We start from the raw sequence: 17777 nt of genomic DNA on the forward strand, positions 1-17777 counted from the left end.
AAAGTAATATCGACAGGTTTTTTATCAATTTAAGAAAAATGACAAATGATGTGCAGCCTGACATCTGTTTGAAACACAAATGTAATAAAATTTATCGCTAATTTGTCGAAACTTGATGGTATAATGATTCTCGTACATAAGGAATTAGTGTTTTTTACATATGATGTGAAATAAACGCTATACACCCAGATTAAGAGATGCACAGAATAATTAACCATAAACAATCATCATTCCTCGTAGAGTATGAGGAACGAAACTTGATGTTCAAAATACAATTCCAAATGAGAACAGGTTCACAGTAAAAGGGAGGATATAAAAAGTGAGAAAGAGTTTATTGACACTTGGTTTGGCTTCCGTCATCGGGACAAGCAGTTTTTTGATCCCATTTACAAGTAAAACTGCATCGGCGGAAACATTAGATGAAAAGAAACAAAAAATCGAAAGCAAGCAATCTGAGGTTGCTTCCAGCATTGAAGCGAAGGAAAAAGAATTAACTGAGCTTCAGGAAAACCAATCAAAGATTGAAAAAGAACTGAAAGACATTAACGCTAAGGCGCTCGATACAAGCAACAAAATCGATGATAAAAAAGAAGAAAACGATAAAACAAAAGAAGAAATCAAAAAACTGAAAAAAGAGATTAAAGAAACAGAAGCACGCATCGAAAAACGCAACGAAATCCTGAAAAAACGCGTTCGTTCTTTACAGGAAAGCGGCGGATCTCAAGGATACATAGATGTACTTTTAGGATCAACGAGCTTTGGTGATTTTATCTCACGTGCAACTGCGGTTTCATCTATTGTTGATGCAGACAAAGATTTAATCAAGCAGCAAGAGCAGGATAAAGCGAAGCTTGAAGACTCTGAAGCAGATCTGAATGATAAGCTGAAAGAAGTACAAGCTGCACTGGCTAAATTAGAAACAATGCAAAAAGATCTTGATAAACAGCTTGATGAAAAAGACAAGCTTTTCGACGAAGCAAAGGACAGCCAGAAGAAAACAGCTGACGCGATTTCCGAATTAAAATCAGAAGCAGCTGACCTTGCAAACCAAAAAGCAGATACTGAAGAAGAACAAGCGCGTATCAAAAAACAACAAGAAGCTGCGGCTGCCCTGATCAAAAAGCAGGAAGAAGCACAAAAAGCATCTGATGAAACACAAACAGATGACAGCCAAACGGCTACAACTGAAACAGCAAAAGCAAGCTCATCTGATGATGATTCTTCAGACAACTCTTCTAAAGGTTCATCTAACAGTTCGTCTAACGGCTCATCTTCTAAGAAGAGCAGCAGCTCAAGCAATAACTCAGGCGGCACTGTCATCAGCAACTCAGGCGGAATTGAAGGCGCGATCAGCGTTGGTTCAAGCATTGTCGGACAATCCCCGTACAAGTTTGGCGGCGGACGCTCTCAGTCTGATATCAACAACCGTATTTTTGACTGCTCATCATTCGTTCGCTGGGCTTACGCTTCTGCAGGTATCAACCTTGGACCTGTCGGCGGAACAACGACTGATACTTTAGTTGGAAGAGGACAAGCTGTAAGCGCGTCAGACATGAAACGCGGAGACTTAGTTTTCTTTGACACATACAAAACAAATGGTCACGTTGGAATCTACTTAGGAAACGGTACGTTCCTTAACGACAATACATCTCATGGTGTATCTGTTGACTCTATGAACAACGTGTACTGGAAAAAAGCATTTAAAGGCGTTGTAAGACGTGTTGTTCAATAATAAATAAGACAAGGGCCTTCTATGGACAGAAGGCTCTTTCTTTATTAATATACATACCCTTTTGAAATACATTTAATCGCGTTTCAAAAAAAATGAGCAAAAAAATGGCGTATCACCATGAGATTTTATAGGATATGGGTAAGGAATACGTTTGATGGGGATTCTTATCATATAAGGAAGAGCCCAACTCGAAAAGACGTTTTAAGGAGTGAATGAGTGTGTCAGAAGAAAAAATATATGACGTGATTATTATCGGCGCGGGTCCCGCTGGGATGACGGCCGCTGTATACACATCTAGAGCAAACTTATCGACATTAATGATTGAAAGAGGAATTCCGGGCGGCCAAATGGCAAACACGGAAGATGTGGAGAACTATCCTGGTTTCGAAAGCATCCTCGGACCTGAGCTTTCCAACAAAATGTTTGAACACGCGAAGAAATTCGGCGCGGAATACGCTTATGGCGATATTAAAGAAATTGTGGACGGCAAAGAGTACAAAGTTGTGAAAGCCGGTTCAAAAGAATATAAAGCACGTGCTGTTATCATCGCCGCAGGTGCAGAGTATAAAAAAATCGGCGTACCTGGCGAAAAAGAATTGGGCGGCCGCGGTGTTTCGTATTGTGCAGTATGTGACGGCGCTTTCTTTAAAGGCAAAGAGCTGGTTGTTGTCGGCGGAGGAGACTCAGCGGTTGAAGAAGGCGTGTACTTAACACGTTTCGCTTCAAAAGTAACGATTGTACACAGACGTGACAAACTCCGTGCGCAAAGCATTCTCCAAGCGAGAGCGTTTGATAATGAAAAAGTAGATTTCTTATGGAATAAAACCGTGAAGGAAATTCATGAGGAAAACGGCAAAGTCGGCAAAGTGACGCTTGTGGATACGGTAACTGGTGAAGAAAGTGAATTCACAACAGACGGCGTATTCATTTATATCGGTATGCTTCCTCTGTCTAAACCGTTTGAAAACCTTGGCATCACAAATGAAGAAGGCTACATCGAAACCAACGACCGAATGGAAACAAAGGTTGAAGGGATTTTCGCAGCCGGAGACATTCGCGAAAAATCATTGCGCCAAATCGTAACGGCTACAGGTGACGGAAGTATTGCGGCACAAAGCGTACAGCATTATGTCGAAGAGCTCCAGGAAACGCTGAAAACCTTAAAATAAAAAGGGCTGTCATACGAGTTTCACATAACGTTACTGGGTTTTAATTCCGCTGTAACAGTTGTGTAAAACTTATCGGTTATGATTAATAAAGTAATTGACCCCCTTTTTATAATGAATACACTTTTGGCACGGATTCTCCAGTTATCCGTGTCCTTTTTTTGTCCAAAAATAAAAGACAATTTCCTTTCACAATAAAATCATCTGAACGCGGGAAAGAATATGCTGTAAAATAGAAGAAAAGATTGTCAATGTCTCTTCATTGTGAGAGGCATCTTGAAACGGTATAATAAAGAGACGATGACAGGACGAGAAGGTTAGGTGACGTACTTGCAAAGAGTGACAAATTGTGTTCTCAAGGCGGATGACAAAGTTCTTCTTCTTCAAAAGCCAAGACGCGGCTGGTGGGTTGCGCCGGGAGGCAAGATGGAGAGCGGAGAATCAGTCAGGGATTCCGTCATCAGAGAATTCAGAGAAGAGACTGGTATCTATATCATAAATCCCCAGCTAAAAGGCGTTTTTACCTTTATTATTAAAGACGGTGACCACATTGTGTCTGAGTGGATGATGTTTACGTTTGTTGCTGATTCCTATACGGGAGAAAATGTGTCTGAATCAGAAGAAGGCATTTTACAGTGGCACAATGTGAAGGATATTCAAAACCTGCCTATGGCCCCGGGAGACGGCCATATCCTCGACTTTATGATGAAGGGACAAGGGCTGCTGCACGGCACATTTACGTATACACCGGAGTTTGAGCTGCTCAGTTATCGTTTAGATCCGCAGCACATCAAATAGAAAGACAAGTCAGGGGGGAGAAAGATGAGTGTTAGTGAATCACATGATATTCAGCTTGTCATTATAACCGGCATGTCGGGCGCGGGAAAAACCGTTGCGATTCAAAGCTTTGAGGATCTCGGCTATTTCTGCGTCGATAATCTGCCGCCTTCATTGCTTCCGAAATTTTTAGAGCTGATGAAGGAATCAAATTCGAAAATGAGCAAGGTCGCGCTTGTTATGGATTTGCGCGGCCGTGAATTTTTTGACCGGCTGATTGAGGCGCTGGATGAAATGGCGGAAAATCCGTGGATTACACCGCGAATTTTATTTTTAGACGCGAAGGATTCGATTCTCGTGACAAGATATAAAGAAACGAGACGTTCGCATCCGCTGGCAGTGACTGGTCTTCCGCTCGAAGGCATCGCGCTGGAACGTGAGCTGCTTGAGGAATTAAAAGGCCGCTCTCAAATGATTTATGATACATCAGACATGAAGCCGCGCGATCTGCGCGAGAAAATCGTAAAGCATTTTGCGACAAACCAAGGAGAGACATTTACGGTAAATGTCATGTCATTTGGTTTTAAATACGGTATTCCGATTGATGCCGATCTCGTCTTTGATGTCAGATTTTTGCCGAATCCATATTATATCGAAAGCATGAGGCCGCTGACCGGAAAAGATGAAGAGGTATCCTCTTACGTCATGAAATGGAATGAAACACAAAAGTTCAATGAAAAATTAATCGATTTACTCAGCTTCATGCTGCCGTCCTACAAAAGAGAAGGAAAGAGCCAGCTCGTCATTGCGATCGGCTGCACAGGGGGCCAGCACCGCTCTGTGACACTTGCCGAGTATTTAGCTGACTATTTCAAAAAGGATTACTATACTCATGTTACTCACCGGGACATTGAAAAGAGAAGCCGGAAATAAGATGGGACAAAAACCGAAAATCGCAATCTTTGGCGGCGGCACAGGCCTTTCTGTATTGCTTCGGGGCTTAAAGCATAAACCCGTTGATATTACGGCGATTGTCACAGTTGCTGATGACGGAGGTAGCTCGGGGCGGCTGCGGAACGAACTGCAAATCCCGCCACCAGGAGACATCAGAAATGTACTTGCCGCTTTATCCGATGTGGAGCCGCTAGTTGAAGATCTCTTTCAGCACCGTTTTAATAAAGGGAACGACTTAACGGGTCATTCACTCGGAAATTTAATTTTGGCAGCGATGACGAATATAACCGGTGATTTTTTTCACGCTGTCACAGAAATGAGCAAGGTGCTGAATGTAAGAGGAAAGGTGTTGCCGGCAGCCAATGCCAGTGTTGTTCTGCATGCCGAAATGGAGGACGGCCGCGTTGTCTCAGGCGAGTCCACTATTCCGGAGTACGGCCAGCGTATTAAGCGCGTTTTTCTGACGCCTGAAAACATTGATCCGCTGCCGGAAACGATAGAAGTAATCAGAGAAGCGGATCTGATTATTATCGGACCGGGAAGCCTTTATACCAGTATTCTTCCTAATTTGCTCGTCCCAAAAATTGGAGAAGAAGTGATCAAGGCGCCGGCGAAAAAAGTGTATATCTGCAACGTGATGACACAGCCCGGAGAAACGCTGCATTATACCGCTGCCGATCATGTGAAAGCGCTCAATCAGCATATGGGCTGCGGCTTTATCGATACCATACTGGTTAACAGTGAAGACATTCCTGACGAAATAAAACGTAAGTACGCAGTAGAATCGGCGCGTCCTGTTGATTTTGATATCGAAGAGCTGAAAGCGATGGGGCTTGAAGTTATCAGAGATCAAATCGTAACACATAAAAATGACGTAATTCGTCACGATACACATAAAGTGGCTTCTCTTCTTGTCGATTTACTGAAAGATTGAAGCCTTGAAATGAGGTGGCTATATGTCATTTGCATCGGAAACAAAAAAAGAATTAACGAACCTGGAAGTGAAGGACTGCTGCATTAAGGCAGAGCTGTCTGCACTTATCCGAATGAATGGATCTTTATCATTTGCTAACCGCCATCTCGTACTTGATGTTCAAACTGAAAATGCAGCGATTGCCCGCCGCATCTATACATTGCTGAAAAGACAATATGATGTGTCGGTTGAGCTGCTGGTCAGAAAGAAAATGCGGCTGAAAAAGAATAACGTCTATATTGTGCGTTTTTCAGAGAATGCAAAGTTCATCTTAGAGGATTTAAAAATACTCGGCGAGAATTTTGTGTTTGAGCGAAATATTTCAAAAGAGCTTGTCAAAAAGAGATGCTGCAAGCGTTCTTACATGAGAGGGGCATTTTTGGCGGGAGGTTCAGTCAATAATCCGGAAACCTCCTCGTATCATTTAGAAATTTTTTCTCTCTATAAAGAGCATAACGATTCATTATGCGACCTGTTAAATGAGTTTCATTTAAACAGCAAAACGCTCGAACGGAAAAAAGGCTATATCACTTACTTAAAAGAGGCAGAAAAGATTACTGAATTTCTGAACGTAATCGGCGCACATAATTCGCTGCTGCGTTTTGAGGATGTCAGAATCGTCAGAGACATGAGAAATTCGGTTAATCGCCTTGTTAATTGTGAAACAGCCAACTTAAACAAAACCATTGGGGCTTCGCTCAGACAGGTAGAAAATATTAAATACATCGATGAAAGAATCGGCTTGGAGGCGCTTCCTGAAAAACTTCGGGAAATCGCGCAGCTGCGGATTGATTACCAGGAAGTGACGCTGAAAGAGCTGGGAGAAATGGTAGCGAGCGGAAAAATCAGCAAATCAGGGATCAATCACAGGCTGAGAAAACTTGACGAAATCGCAGAACAGCTGCGGACAGGGCAAACCGTCACTTTAAAATAACCGTAAAGAAAAGGGGAGATCTTATGGTTCAGCAGAAAGTGGAAGTTCGATTAAAGACTGGACTGCAGGCGCGTCCTGCTGCTTTGTTTGTACAAGAAGCAAACCGGTTTACGTCAGATGTGTTTCTTGAGAAGGATGGGAAAAAAGTAAATGCGAAGAGCATCATGGGGCTGATGAGCCTTGCAGTAAGCACAGGCACAGAAGTCATATTGATTGCCGAGGGAGAAGATGAACAAGAGGCGCTGGAAAAGCTTTCGGCGTATGTTCAAGAGGAAGTTTAGGTGATGCAAAATGAATGATTTTCTGAAAGACTGTTTTAAGAAAATCGGCTGGAAGAAGGATCATGTCAGCTTCGACGATCTTCCCCTTTTTCTAAAAGCGATGGCGTACCGATACCCTTTTGAAAACCGGGCAGTTCTTGCAAAAGAGAATTATAAGGTAACCAAAGAGGAGCTTTGGCGCCGTCTGATCAAAGAGCAGCATGGGGGAGTATGCTACGACCTGAATGGTTTTCTTTACTATGTCTTACGCGATGCCGGTTTTCATGTGAAGCTCATTCGCGGAACAGTTTATGCAGGAAAGCAAGAAGAGTGGGCATTGGAAGGAACCCATGCTGCTGTATGGCTGTCGGCAGAAAAGGGAGATTACATCGTTGATATTGGTTTTGGCATCAACCTGGCGCTGGAGCCGATACCGCTTTCCGGAGAAACGGTACAATCTCCTGTGGGAGCATTCCGAATCAAGGAAAAAGCGACGGAAATGGGTACCCATCTTCTGTTGATGGACAAAGGAGAAGGCTGGCAAATCGGTTATGCCTTTACCCTTGAAGAGAGGGATCCCGGTGATTTAGATGACATGAAGGACCTGATTCATTCTCATGAAAAATCTCCTTTTAACAAATCACTGCTCGCCTCAAAGTTGACACCGAACGGGCGGATGGTCATGTCAGACCGCCATTTTACGATTCATGAAAACGGCGGAGAAGGCCAAAAAAGTGACATCGCCCCTTCAGAGTTTGAAGAGAAATTAAACACTTATTTTTTTGTAATGTGAAAAGCTTGCAGACATACTGCAAGCTTTTTCTTATGAACAAGTATTGATTACTACATCAAATGCATCTTCCGGGATATACAGTTTTCCTTTTTCATATTGATAAGGAATGTGATTCTCTTTAAAGCACTCTTTTTCGTATTCAGTCAGTGAATCTCCAATTTCTATGTATTCCCCGGTATAGTTCGGCTGGCATGCTGAAAGAGTTGACGTAATGGTTACAAGTAGCATGATTATCTTCATAATGACACCTACTTATTAAGGAATTTTTCCCTTTTTTCATTCTACCATAACGAATAGAAAAAGACCGATTTACTATCCCCCACATGCTATAATGAATTTTGGAATCTTCTAGAAAAATCAACGCGCTAGACATATAAGGGGGATAAACGTGTACCGGATCTTACTCGTGGAAGATGATGAACGGATTGCTTCATTGCTGGGCGGCCATCTTCAGAAATACGGATACCATATAAAAATAGCTGAAAAGCTGAATAACATAAAGGAAGAATTTGCGGAAATGAAACCGGATCTTGTGCTGCTCGATATTAATCTCCCTTTTTTTGACGGGTTTTATTGGTGCAGGCAAATCCGGACGGTTTCCAATGCTCCGATTATTTTTATCTCGGCGCGGACTGATGAACTGAATCAGGTGATGGCGATTGAGAACGGGGGCGATGACTATATCACAAAGCCGTTTCACTTAGAGGTCGTCATGGCCAAAATCAAAAGCGTGCTGCGCCGGACTTATGGTGAGTATTCTGCTTCTTTGTCTCAGGAATCAAGACTGGTGGAGCTTGGCGGTCTAACGATATATCCAGATCAATATGAAGCGGAGTGGAAGAACAGCCGCATCTCGTTTTCACAAAAAGAATTTCAGCTGCTTTCGATTTTCATAAGAGAGCATAAAAAAATTGTCTCGCGTGATGAATTGCTGGAGGCATTATGGGACGACGTCGATTTTGTTGATGATAATACATTAACGGTTAATGTAAACCGGCTGCGGAGAAAGCTGGAGAATGCCGGATTGAAAGACGCCATTGCAACCATCAGGGGGCAGGGCTATGTATTTGAAGTCAATCGGAAGGATGAACGGGAGTGTTAAAGACTTATATAATCGACCGATTAGCCATTATTCTTTTTTCGTTATTAAGCATAGGTGCCGCTATGTTTATTGCCTATTTAAGCATTATAGAGAGCGGTGCCGAGCCTTCTGCAGAAAATATGATGTACATATGGGTTCTGCCTGGTGTCCTTTTGGCGGCTGGTTTTACTGCCGATTACATCCGGCAAGTGTCCTTTCTGGCATTTTTGAAAAAACTGGCCGACCAGGCACCCGCTTCAAATGACATAGGGCGGTCGCTTGAAGCCCGCAAGCCAAGAACAAGAGAGCAAGCCCTTTGGACAAAAATGATTAACTCGCTTGGTGATCAATATGCCGGAAAGCTCTCACAATATATCAATAAACAAAAACAGCATTATACATTTACGAATCAATGGATTCACCATATGAAAACACCCGTATCCGTCATTTCCTTAATGATTCAAGAAGGAAAGAACGGGACCGCTTCTTCCTTTCAGACATTTTTAGAGGAGCTGGAAGATGAAAATGAACGGTTTCGCCATGGGCTGGACATGATGCTGCAAACAGCCCGGCTGGAGGAGTTCGCTTTTGATGTAAAACCAGAAACCTTTGATTTGACAGAGCTTGTCCGCTCATTGATCAATCAGGAAAAACGGCAGTTTATTAAACGGAGGCTTTTCCCGAAATTACATGTGCCGCCAAACGCCGTCCAGGTTTCCAGTGATCAAAAGTGGCTTTCCTTTGTTGTGGAGCAAATCCTTTTCAATGCCCTGAAATATTCAAAGCAAGGCGTTGGGGACCATATTACCATCCGGATTGAAACGCAAGGCCATGAAACGCGTTTATCAGTTGCAGATGACGGTATCGGCATCCCGGCGCAGGATCTTCCACGGATTTTTGATCCGTTTTTTACTGGTGAAAACGGGCGAAGCATGACGCAGGCGACAGGAATGGGCCTATATTTGGCGAAAGAGGTGTGCAGCCAGCTGGGCCATAGACTGTACGCGCAATCAAAAGAGGGAGCGGGCACCGTGATGACAATCGTCTTTTCAAGTGACACCCTGGCGAATGTGACAGCATTGTAAGGTTCGAAAGCGAGATTGAAAGAAAGTTCGATGGGAGGCTGCTGACTTCCTTTTTATAATAAAGAAAAAAGGAGGATCAGAGGCATGAACGTGCTGCAAACAACGAAGCTGTCAAAAACATATTATTCAAATAAAGGAACGATGTCATATCAGGCACTTAGCGATTTTGACCTCAGTGTAAATAAAGGAGAATTTGTCGGCATCATGGGGCCGTCAGGAAGCGGAAAAACCACGCTCCTGAATTTGCTGGCCACCATTGATAAGCCGACCCAGGGCGAGATGATGATCAACGGCATTCAGCCGAAAACGTTAAAGGATCAAGAGATGGCTCTGTTTCGCAGAAGAGAGCTGGGCTTTGTCTTCCAAGACTTTAATCTGCTTGATACGCTGACGATTCGGGAAAACATCCTGCTTCCGCTCGCGTTGGACAAGGTAAAGCTGAGTGAAATGGAAAACCGCTTAGATGAACTGGCAGATACATTGCAAATCAAACATATTCTGGACCACCGTACATACGAAGTGTCCGGAGGCCAGCAGCAGCGTGCGGCCTGTGCAAGAGCCATTATTCATAATCCGGCTCTGATATTGGCGGATGAACCGACAGGCAACCTTGATTCAAAATCTGCAAAACAGGTCATGAACACGCTGGCTCAGCTAAATGAAGAAAAGGAAGCAACGATACTATTGGTTACGCATGATGCCACAGCGGCAAGCTTCTGTAAACGGATCGTCTTTATTAAAGACGGAAGATTTTTTTCAGAGATCCGCAGGGGAACGAATCAGCAGGTGTTTTATCAAAGTATCCTAGATACCCTGAGTGTGTTGGGAGGCGATTTTCATGAATTTGAGAACCATCGCCCGTAAGAACATTATTGGGAATCTGCAAAGATATGTTGCTTACTTTTTAAGCTGTGTGTTTGCCGTCTCGGTCTTTTTCGTCTTCACATCTTTTATTTTTCACCCGGATGTGACGGAAGACAATGTGTATGGCGGAAGCCTTGTGAAAACGTGTTTGAGCGCGGCTCTTATCGTTATCATCGTGTTTTGTATATTCTTTATTTCTTATTCAAATTCAGCATTTTTACAAGCGAGAAAGAAAGAGTTTGGCTTGTTTACGCTGTTCGGGACATCAAAGCAGCAGCTCCGAAAGATGATTTATTATGAGCAGTCGCTGATTTCTCTTGCGGCGATTGCGGCCGGTATCGGCACGGGGCTGTTATTTTCAAAACTGTTTTTTATGGTCATGACATGGATGCTCAGTGTGAAGGTGCCGATCTCGTTTGCGATTGTACCGAAAGCATTTGTGCTGACGGCGGTCGGTTTTCTCATATTGTTTCAAGTCCTGCTTATTTTATCGCTGGGGCAGATTCGCAAGCTCGAAATCATAGATTTGATTAAATCAGCTCAAAAACCTAAAAATTTACCGGCCTATTCAAAATGGCTCACTGTGCTGTCTTTGCTTTGTCTGGCTGGCGGTTATTATCTGTCTGCCACAGCCAATGCGATCGACATGATGTTTCGTGTCTTTCCGATTTTGATTTTAGTGTTAATCGGCACGTATTTCTTTTTTACACAAAGCAGTGTCGCGTTTTTCCGCATGCTGTACAGAAAGAAACACAGCTTTTACAAAGGAACCAATATCATTGTGCGTTCCAACATGATATTCAGGCTGAAAGATCACGCACGCATGCTGTTTTTAACCTCTGTGATTACAGCAGTCATTTTAACCGCTACAGGTGTGATCTATATGTTTTATGCTGATTTAGAAAGGCAGGAGGAGCAAAGCATTCCTCAATCTGTTGCCTGGGTGGAAAAAGACGCTTCCCGCTTTCAGGTTATGAAGCCTGAGACGGCTGAGAATACATTGAAAAGAGCAGATGCTGAGATTAAATATAAAGTGAACGCCACAGGTATTCCTGTTACATTTCAATCAGACTTGCCGTATGGAAACAGGAAGGCGGAAACAGAGGCCTTGCTGATTTCAGAGAAAATCTATAATCAAGTCGCAAAGGAAAAAGGTTTTCCCGTTATTCATTTACAAAAAAATGAAGCGTTTATCAATGTTCCGTTTCAAATGATGGTGAAAGATACGTTCAGGGAAGGGGAAAAAGCAGCGTTTCATATGAAGTCAGGAAAATCACTTTCCTATGTCATGAAAAAGCAGCAAAACAAAGGGATATTGATGTCAGTCGGAGGAGTCAGCCGTTTATTGGTTGTCGGCGAAAAAAGCTTTGACAGCCTGACACAGGAGGTGCCGCTGAAGGATCAGACGAGAGTGGTAGGCTATGAGCTTGAGCATTGGCAGGAGACGGTGGACGTCTCTGAGAAGCTTGAAAACATGGTGCCGAAAGAACATACATCTGATTTTCAAACGCGTGCTCCGAGTTTTCAAGTTGTGAAGCAGGGAGTCGCACTAATGCTGTTTATCGGTCTGTTTGTCAGCGTGCTGTTTTTTATTGTTCAAGGAAGCATGCTGTATTTGCGGATGTTTACTGAAATAGAAGATACGAGAGTGCAAGTGTTAGCATTAAAGAGAATGGGGGTTACGGACAATGAGATTCACTCCATCCTTGGAAGACAAATTGGATTTTTGTTCTTCATCCCGTTTATCGCGGGCACGATTCACGCCGGTTTTGCGTATGTGGCGTTAAGCAACATGCTGAATGCTAACTTATTTCTTGAGGCCGTGATTGTCATCTTCATTTATTTTGTATTCCAGACTGTTTATTATATCGTCACACGTCATATTTATAAGCGTGCTGTACTCCAGCATATGTAATATGGAATCCGGTCTTCATCAGACCGGATTTTTTGATTTACTGAAATTCTCTTGTCAGATTTTTCGGTGTTTCCCCTTTGATAGCTGCGATCATGTTTTCAGCGGCCTGTTTACACATATTGAAGCGCACTTTCGCTGTTGCTGAGCCAATATGCGGCAGTAGGGTGACATTGTCGAGCTGCAAGAGCGGGTTGTCTTTTGCGACAGGTTCTTCTTCGTACACGTCTAAACCGGCACCGCGAATCCAGCCTTCTTGAAGAGCGCGGATGAGGGCTTTTTCATCAACCGTCTTTCCCCGGGAAATATTGACGAAAATTGCAGAATCCTTCATCAGTTTAAATTCACGTTCCCCGATCATGTGATACGTTTCGTCAGTCAGCGGAGTAATCAGCAGAACAAAATCTGATTGCTCCAGCAGTGTGTCAAGCTCAGCGTATTTGACGCCGATGCTTTCTTCAGTTTCTTGTTTGCGATGGCGGTTATGATAAAGCACGTCCATATCGAAACCGAATTTGGCGCGTCTGGCCGCTTGCTCGCCGATTCTGCCCATGCCGATAATGCCTAATGTTTGATGATGGACGTCAATGCCGAAAAGGTCTTCTTCTTCAACCGTACCCCATTTACCGGCCCGGACGAAACGGTCCAGTTCAGCAACACGTCTGGCCGATGATAGAATTAAAGAAAAGGCCAGATCGGCCACTGTGTCATCCAGTGTATAAGGCGTATGAGTGCCGACGACGCTTTTTTCTTTCATCGCTTCTATATCAAAATTATCGTAGCCGACGGATTGATTGCTGACGACCTTCAGCTTAGGAGCATGTTCAAGCAGCTCGCTGTTGATGGACGGCCCAGATGTTCCAGTAGTTAAAAGCCCTTCAGCATCTTTCATTTTTTCGAATAGCACCTCTTGCGGAAGTGTATCCTCCTGCCATATCTCATAGCGGCAATGCTCACTGATCATGTTTTCAATCTCTTCAGGAATCGGTTTGGTGATAAATACAAATGGTTTCAACAAGGCTCCCCCTTTATGGCTGTTGTCTATTTTATTATATCGGAAAGAAATAGAAGTTAGAAATATTGCTGCGTTTGTTGAAATTTCTGGTTCTTTTGAACTTAAAATGATCGAGATGACTGAAAAAACAGCAGCCTCTGCTTAAATAAGTTTTTTAATTATCTGAATTCGCCTATATTTTTTGTCAGACAAATCACCAAAATATCAGCAGAACCTGGATTATAGGATTCAATAAATATAAATTTTATTATCTTTGAAAGATATAAATTTTTACGTATTTATTTTACAGTCCAATTAGATCGTCTTTTGTTGAAAGCCTTTTCGCAGCCTGTTCCTATGCTATAATTCCTTACTGTAAGCTGGGTAAGAAGGCTTGCAATAACATAGGGATGGGAGATGAATAAAAATGGTTTCTTTAACATCAATTTTGGAACACAATCAGCAGTTTGTCAGAGAGAAGAAGTACGAACCCTACAAAACGACAAAATTTCCTTCAAAAAAGCTCGTTATTGTTACCTGTATGGATACAAGACTCACAGAACTTCTTCCGCAAGCAATGGGGCTTAAAAACGGCGACGCTAAGATTGTAAAAAACGCGGGAGCCATCGTTTCTCACCCATTTGGAAGTGTCATGCGCAGCATATTGGTCGCCATTTATGAATTGCAGGCTGAAGAGGTTTGCATAATCGGCCACCATGAATGCGGGATGTCAGGCCTGAATGCGGCCTCGATTCTTGAAAAAGCAAAGGAACGCGGGGTAGAAGCAAGCTGCCTGAGTTTGCTTGATAGCGCCGGATTAGATTTGAAAACCTGGCTGACCGGTTTTCACAGTGTGGAAGAAAGCGTTTCCCACAGTGTCAATCTGATCAAGAATCATCCGCTGCTGCCAAAAAAGCTGCCGGTTCACGGGCTTGTGATACACCCGGAGACAGGCAAACTTGACGTCGTGATTAACGGTTATGAAACTGAGTTCATAAAGACTAATTCATAAGGGAGGTTTTAACAAAATATGCGATTCTCTGGGAGATTCAAGGGATACAATTTGCAGAAATTTCAGAAAGACCTAATTGCAGGTATCGTAGTAGGAGTCGTGGCAATTCCTTTAGGGATGGCGTTTGCCATTGCCTCGGGAGTCGAGCCTGAATACGGGCTGTATACTGTTGTCGTGGCGGGGATCTGTATTTCTTTGTTCGGGGGATCTAAATATCAAATTGGCGGTCCGACTGGCGCGTTTGTCCCGATTTTATTCGGTATTGTGATGCAGTACGGGCTGGAAAATCTGCTGATAGCGGGATTTATGGCAGGCGTCATGCTGGTGCTGTTCGGATTGTTTAAGCTCGGCAAAATTATGAAGTATGTGCCGAAGCCAGTTATCGTCGGGTTTACGGCTGGAATCGCCGTGTTAATCTTCACTGAACAAATCGCTAATTTTCTCGGTTTGAAAAACGTAGAAAAACATGAGAACTTTCATCACAACATGTTTGAAATTGCACAGAAGCTCGGCACCTTTAACGGATATGCCATTTTGACAGCAGTCATCGGACTTGTCATTTTGCTTGTATCCGCCAAAGTGATGCCAAAAGTACCCGGAGCTTTATTGGCTCTTCTCATTTCTACGCTTGTTGCGGTTGTGTTTTTCCCTGACCGCATGGCAACGATTGGCTCAACCTATGGAGATATTCCTCGCCATTTGCCTGAATTTCAGTTTCCGGAGCTGACAATAGATAAAATGGTCATGCTGTTTCCGGCAGCGCTTGTCATCGCGCTTCTTGGCGGCCTCGAGTCAATATTATCCGCGATGGTTGCCGATAATATGAAAGGGTCAAAGCACGACAGCAACAAAGAGCTTGTCGGCCAGGGGATTGCGAATATGGCCGCGCCGCTGTTTGGCGGAATCCCGGCTACCGGAGCGATTGCGCGGACGGCAACCAATATTAAAAACGGAGCGGTTTCACCTGTCTCAGGTGTCGTTCACGGCGTCGTGGTTCTTCTTGTACTGCTTGTATTCGCGCCTTATGCTTCCCACGTTCCGCTTGCAAGTATGGCGCCGATATTGATGGTTGTCGCATGGAATATGAGTGAGCGGAAGGAAGTCGCAAACATGCTGAGATTGAAAAACGCCGATTCCTTCATTTTAGCCGCTACCTTTGTCCTGACGGTTCTGTTTGATTTAATCGTCGGTGTGGCGACCGGATTGCTGCTCGCATTTGTGTTCTTCATCAGAAGAATGAGTGAAGCGACCCGTATTCACAATCAGGAGTCTCATCCAGCTCTTGCGAAAGCGGCTAAGAGTGAGCAGGGGACAGATCCTTCCGTCAGCATGTACTCCATAGAAGGACCGCTGTTTTTCGGATCGATTGATTCGCTTGAATCGTCACTGTTAGAGCATGTACAGAAAAAGCCGAAGACCCTCATTTTACTCATGAATAAAGTGCATTACATGGATACATCTGCAGAAGCGGTGCTTGTGAACATCATGAACAGAATTAAGCGCCACAACGGAAAGCTGATGATCGTAGGGCTGCAGTCTCAGCCTAAAGAGCTCCTGCATAAAACAGGCCTCTTTCACAAAATAGGAAAGCAGCATTTCTTTGATCATCATGATGAAATCACAGGATGAAAAAACGGCCGACTGCGGCCGTTTTTTTTTTATGCATGCTCAAATCGCTTTGTCAGTTTTTCTTGGTGGGCTATCATCACGTCTTCTAAAGAAACGCCGTACATATCAGCAAGGATGGCGATATTTCCGATGACGTCTCCCATTTCTTCAATCAATTCTTGTTTTTGCTCAGCTCGTGTCGATTCTTTCTCATCCGGCCGGTCTCTGCCGATTTCGTACGCCCTGACAGCCCGTGCCAGCTCTCCGGCTTCCTCCATTAAAAACCCGACTCGAATAAACGGTCCGTATTCCGTCCAGCCCCTTTTTTCGTAAAACTCTTTCATCCATTTTTCAGCATCAGCCAGCTGCAACATCATCACTCCTGCATTCTTTATGTATTTCATATTGATATTATCACATGAAGGTGGGACAATATATAGTGTGTTTTTTGAATGTTAACACGATATATAGATGCGGAGATGACGAGATGAAAACAATTTGTGTATTTGCGGGCTCAAACCCGGGGGGAAATGAAGCGTATAAAAGAAAAGCGACAGAGCTTGGCGTGTATATGGCAGAGCAGGGAATCGGCCTGGTATACGGGGGCTCTCGTGTAGGATTGATGGGCGCGATTGCCGATGCGTTAATGGAAAACGGCGGCACTGCAATTGGAGTGATGCCAAGCGGCCTGTTCAGCGGAGAGGTTGTCCATCAAAACTTGACAGAGCTGATTGAAGTCAATGGCATGCACGAACGGAAGGCAAAAATGAGCGAACTGGCTGACGGCTATATCGCCATGCCGGGCGGTTTCGGTACATATGAAGAATTATTTGAAGTGCTTTGCTGGGCGCAGATCGGCATTCATCAAAAGCCGATCGGACTGTATAATGTCAACGGATATTTTGAACCGATGATGAAAATGGTCAAATACAGCATTCAAGAAGGATTTTCTAACGACTCTCATCTTAAACTGATTCATAGCTCTTCACGGCCCGATGAGTTAGTTGAGCAAATGAAGAACTACTCATATCCGATTTTAGAGAAAAAGTGGACAGAAATTTAAAAAAGAGCCCTCCGAAAGGAAGGCTCTTCTCGTTTTACTTTTGCTCTTCAGTGTTGCGAGTCAGAATTTTGTCAATCAGGCCGTATTCAAGCGCTTCTTCAGCAGACTTGAAGTTATCGCGGTCTGTGTCGCGTTCGATCACTTCAAGCGGCTGGCCAGTACGTTCAGCAAGCACTTTGTTTAATTTGTCGCGAAGCAAGAGAATACGTTTCGCGGCAATTTCAATTTCTGTCGCTTGACCTTGAGCTCCGCCAAGAGGCTGGTGAATCATAACTTCACTGTTCGGAAGTGCATAGCGTTTGCCTTTTTCTCCGGCAGCAAGCAAGAACGCGCCCATTGACGCAGCCATACCGATACAAATTGTAGATACCTTCGGCTTAATAAACTGCATGGTATCATAGATCGCCATACCGGCCGTGATAGAGCCGCCCGGGCTGTTGATGTAAATAGAAATATCTTTTTCAGGGTCTTCCGCTTCTAAGAATAAAAGCTGTGACACGATGGAGTTCGCAACGTTGTCATCAATCGCAGATCCAAGCATGATGATACGATCCTTTAATAAACGAGAA

19 protein-coding genes are annotated in these 17777 nt (G+C 43.7%); 15 read left to right on the forward strand and 4 right to left on the reverse strand.

Translation table 11 applies throughout. From position 1 onward, the window contains the following. Nucleotides 1-319 precede the first annotated feature (319 nt). From cwlO to CJU60_RS03415, 8 genes are all read left to right on the forward strand, one after another. Entirely contained in the window at nucleotides 320-1732 is a 1413-nt protein-coding gene (gene cwlO, locus CJU60_RS03380) for a peptidoglycan DL-endopeptidase CwlO (RefSeq protein WP_095712945.1), read from the forward strand. A 218-nt stretch (nucleotides 1733-1950) separates the two neighbouring features. Next, nucleotides 1951-2901 (forward strand): thioredoxin-disulfide reductase, encoded by a 951-nt coding sequence (gene trxB, locus CJU60_RS03385; protein WP_044159317.1) that lies wholly within the window; start codon nucleotides 1951-1953, stop codon nucleotides 2899-2901. Nucleotides 2902-3219: 318 nt separating this feature from the next. Further along, nucleotides 3220-3696, forward strand: a complete 477-nt coding sequence (locus CJU60_RS03390; RefSeq protein WP_081638370.1) for an 8-oxo-dGTP diphosphatase — start codon at nucleotides 3220-3222, stop codon at nucleotides 3694-3696. Nucleotides 3697-3720: 24 nt separating this feature from the next. Beyond that, nucleotides 3721-4608, forward strand: coding sequence for an RNase adapter RapZ (rapZ, locus tag CJU60_RS03395; protein WP_059334990.1), 888 nt, complete (start codon nucleotides 3721-3723; stop codon nucleotides 4606-4608). A gap of 1 nt (nucleotide 4609) precedes the next feature. After that, a complete protein-coding gene (mgfK, locus tag CJU60_RS03400) occupies nucleotides 4610-5563 on the forward strand; it encodes a gluconeogenesis morphogenetic factor (protein WP_095712952.1) in 954 nt (317 codons plus the stop codon). A 22-nt stretch (nucleotides 5564-5585) separates the two neighbouring features. After that, complete coding sequence (whiA, locus tag CJU60_RS03405; protein ID WP_024122966.1) at nucleotides 5586-6536, forward strand: DNA-binding protein WhiA; 951 nt, start codon at nucleotides 5586-5588, stop codon at nucleotides 6534-6536. Nucleotides 6537-6559: 23 nt separating this feature from the next. Continuing rightward, nucleotides 6560-6817 carry an HPr family phosphocarrier protein gene (locus CJU60_RS03410; RefSeq protein ID WP_010331997.1) on the forward strand — a complete coding sequence of 86 codons (258 nt, stop codon included), beginning with the start codon at nucleotides 6560-6562 and terminating at the stop codon, nucleotides 6815-6817. A gap of 10 nt (nucleotides 6818-6827) precedes the next feature. Beyond that, nucleotides 6828-7589 carry an arylamine N-acetyltransferase family protein gene (locus CJU60_RS03415; RefSeq protein WP_095712946.1) on the forward strand — a complete coding sequence of 254 codons (762 nt, stop codon included), beginning with the start codon at nucleotides 6828-6830 and terminating at the stop codon, nucleotides 7587-7589. 30 nt (nucleotides 7590-7619) lie between these two features. Here the strand turns inward: CJU60_RS03415 and CJU60_RS03420 are convergent, their stop codons facing one another. After that, nucleotides 7620-7829 carry a hypothetical protein gene (locus CJU60_RS03420; RefSeq protein ID WP_010331995.1) on the reverse strand — a complete coding sequence of 70 codons (210 nt, stop codon included), beginning with the start codon at nucleotides 7827-7829 and terminating at the stop codon, nucleotides 7620-7622. 148 nt (nucleotides 7830-7977) lie between these two features. On the opposite strand from CJU60_RS03420, the gene CJU60_RS03425 reads away from it, so the two are divergent. The 4 genes from CJU60_RS03425 (at nucleotide 7978) to CJU60_RS03440 (ending at nucleotide 12534) form a co-directional block, all read left to right on the forward strand. Next, complete coding sequence (locus tag CJU60_RS03425; RefSeq protein WP_095712947.1) at nucleotides 7978-8691, forward strand: response regulator transcription factor; 714 nt, start codon at nucleotides 7978-7980, stop codon at nucleotides 8689-8691. Continuing rightward, nucleotides 8685-9755: a HAMP domain-containing histidine kinase gene (locus CJU60_RS03430; protein ID WP_095712948.1), complete on the forward strand. Its 1071-nt coding sequence runs from the start codon at nucleotides 8685-8687 to the stop codon at nucleotides 9753-9755. Before CJU60_RS03425 ends, CJU60_RS03430 begins: the two co-directional genes overlap by 7 nt. Before the next feature lie 84 nt (nucleotides 9756-9839). Further along, entirely contained in the window at nucleotides 9840-10619 is a 780-nt protein-coding gene (gene psdA / locus CJU60_RS03435) for a lantibiotic ABC transporter ATP-binding protein PsdA (protein ID WP_024122961.1), read from the forward strand. Next, a complete protein-coding gene (locus tag CJU60_RS03440) occupies nucleotides 10594-12534 on the forward strand; it encodes an FtsX-like permease family protein (protein ID WP_095712949.1) in 1941 nt (646 codons plus the stop codon). The genes psdA and CJU60_RS03440 overlap by 26 nt, the downstream gene beginning before the upstream one ends. Before the next feature lie 37 nt (nucleotides 12535-12571). Here CJU60_RS03440 and CJU60_RS03445 read toward each other — a convergent pair whose 3' ends face one another. After that, the gene (locus CJU60_RS03445; protein WP_095712950.1) at nucleotides 12572-13549 is read right to left on the reverse strand and encodes a 2-hydroxyacid dehydrogenase; all 978 of its coding nucleotides are present in this window, start codon (nucleotides 13547-13549) and stop codon (nucleotides 12572-12574) included. Between the two features lie 403 nt (nucleotides 13550-13952). On the opposite strand from CJU60_RS03445, the gene CJU60_RS03450 reads away from it, so the two are divergent. Together CJU60_RS03450 and CJU60_RS03455 are read left to right on the forward strand one after the other, a co-directional pair. Next, complete coding sequence (locus CJU60_RS03450) at nucleotides 13953-14537, forward strand: beta-class carbonic anhydrase (protein WP_095712951.1); 585 nt, start codon at nucleotides 13953-13955, stop codon at nucleotides 14535-14537. A gap of 18 nt (nucleotides 14538-14555) precedes the next feature. Then, nucleotides 14556-16166, forward strand: a complete 1611-nt coding sequence (locus CJU60_RS03455; RefSeq protein ID WP_024122957.1) for a SulP family inorganic anion transporter — start codon at nucleotides 14556-14558, stop codon at nucleotides 16164-16166. Between the two features lie 29 nt (nucleotides 16167-16195). Here the strand turns inward: CJU60_RS03455 and CJU60_RS03460 are convergent, their stop codons facing one another. Beyond that, on the reverse strand, nucleotides 16196-16516 hold the full coding sequence (locus CJU60_RS03460) for a MazG nucleotide pyrophosphohydrolase domain-containing protein (protein WP_024122956.1): 321 nt from the start codon (nucleotides 16514-16516) through the stop codon (nucleotides 16196-16198). 116 nt (nucleotides 16517-16632) lie between these two features. Between CJU60_RS03460 and CJU60_RS03465 the strand changes: the two genes are divergently transcribed. Continuing rightward, on the forward strand, nucleotides 16633-17208 hold the full coding sequence (locus tag CJU60_RS03465) for an LOG family protein (RefSeq protein WP_024122955.1): 576 nt from the start codon (nucleotides 16633-16635) through the stop codon (nucleotides 17206-17208). A gap of 34 nt (nucleotides 17209-17242) precedes the next feature. Here CJU60_RS03465 and clpP read toward each other — a convergent pair. Then, the coding region (gene clpP, locus CJU60_RS03470) for an ATP-dependent Clp endopeptidase proteolytic subunit ClpP (protein ID WP_095712953.1) at nucleotides 17243-17777 on the reverse strand (535 nt) is incomplete at its 5' end.

Source organism: Bacillus sp. 7705b, assembly GCF_002289525.1.
GTDB lineage: Bacteria > Bacillota > Bacilli > Bacillales > Bacillaceae > Bacillus > Bacillus halotolerans.

Excerpts from the sequence above, each read along its gene's own strand:
- psdA (WP_024122961.1), top strand. The coding sequence starts at position 9,840 with ATGAACGTGCTGCAAACAACGAAGCTGTCAAAAACATATTATTCAAAT.
- whiA (WP_024122966.1), top strand. The coding sequence starts at position 5,586 with ATGTCATTTGCATCGGAAACAAAAAAAGAATTAACGAACCTGGAAGTG.
- CJU60_RS03440 (WP_095712949.1), top strand. The coding sequence starts at position 10,594 with ATGAATTTGAGAACCATCGCCCGTAAGAACATTATTGGGAATCTGCAA.
- mgfK (WP_095712952.1), top strand. The coding sequence starts at position 4,610 with ATGGGACAAAAACCGAAAATCGCAATCTTTGGCGGCGGCACAGGCCTT.
- CJU60_RS03410 (WP_010331997.1), top strand. The coding sequence starts at position 6,560 with ATGGTTCAGCAGAAAGTGGAAGTTCGATTAAAGACTGGACTGCAGGCG.
- CJU60_RS03450 (WP_095712951.1), top strand. The coding sequence starts at position 13,953 with ATGGTTTCTTTAACATCAATTTTGGAACACAATCAGCAGTTTGTCAGA.
- CJU60_RS03415 (WP_095712946.1), top strand. The coding sequence starts at position 6,828 with ATGAATGATTTTCTGAAAGACTGTTTTAAGAAAATCGGCTGGAAGAAG.
- CJU60_RS03455 (WP_024122957.1), top strand. The coding sequence starts at position 14,556 with ATGCGATTCTCTGGGAGATTCAAGGGATACAATTTGCAGAAATTTCAG.
- rapZ (WP_059334990.1), top strand. The coding sequence starts at position 3,721 with ATGAGTGTTAGTGAATCACATGATATTCAGCTTGTCATTATAACCGGC.
- CJU60_RS03465 (WP_024122955.1), top strand. The coding sequence starts at position 16,633 with ATGAAAACAATTTGTGTATTTGCGGGCTCAAACCCGGGGGGAAATGAA.
- CJU60_RS03420 (WP_010331995.1), bottom strand. The coding sequence starts at position 7,829 with ATGAAGATAATCATGCTACTTGTAACCATTACGTCAACTCTTTCAGCA.